General features: G+C 62.7%; 1 protein-coding gene and 1 pseudogene. Both read left to right on the plus strand.

What is annotated here, in order from left to right; genetic code table 11:
- Nucleotides 1-466, plus strand: a pseudogene (locus AC0L3J_RS37135) (conjugal transfer protein TrbE); the annotation flags it as partial.
- Nucleotides 463-805 (plus strand): VirB8/TrbF family protein (locus AC0L3J_RS37140; protein WP_473350395.1); only part of this gene is annotated, 343 nt, incomplete at its 3' end. The pseudogene AC0L3J_RS37135 and the gene AC0L3J_RS37140, both read left to right, overlap by 4 nt.

Here is an 805-nt window from a genome sequence, read left to right on the forward strand (position 1 = left end):
GATGCTCGGCCACCCGGCATTCCGCGCGAAGATCAGGGAATGGCTCAAGGTGCTGCGTAAGGCCAACTGCCTTGTGCTGATGGCAACGCAGAGCCTGTCCGACGCCGCCAACAGCGGCATCCTGGACGTGATCGTGGAATCGACCGCGACCAAGATTTTCCTGCCGAATATTTACGCCAGGGATGAGGACACGGCGGCCCTGTACCGCCGCATGGGCCTGAACGCTCGCCAGATCGAGATTCTGGCCCAGGCCGTTCCCAAGCGTCAGTACTACTACGTGTCGGAAAACGGCCGCCGTCTCTACGACCTGGCACTTGGCCCGCTCGCGCTCGCGTTCGTCGGCGCATCCGACAAGGAATCCGTCGCCATCATCAAGAACCTGGAAGCCAAGTTCGGCGACCAGTGGGTGGATGAATGGCTGCGTGGCCGGGGCCTCGCCCTTGATGAATACCTGGAGGCAGCATGAGTTTTGCAGACACGATCAAGGGCTTGATCTTCAAGAAGAAGCCCGCAACGGCCGCAGCAGCGGCGACGCCGGCCGCGACCGGCCCGCAAACCGACAACCCGTACCTGACGGCGCGGCGCACCTGGAACGACCACGTTGGTTCCGTTGTGTCGCAAAAGCAGACCTGGCAGGTTGTCGGCATCCTTTCGCTGATGATCGTCCTCGCGGCGGTCGGCGGCATCATCCACATCGGCAGCCAGTCGAAGTTCGTGCCCTATGTCTACGAGGTAGACAAGCTCGGGCAGACGGCCGCCGTGGGGCCGATGACCAGGGCGTCGAAAGCCGATCCGCGTGTCATTC

This window comes from Bradyrhizobium sp. Kon37 (assembly GCF_055807535.1).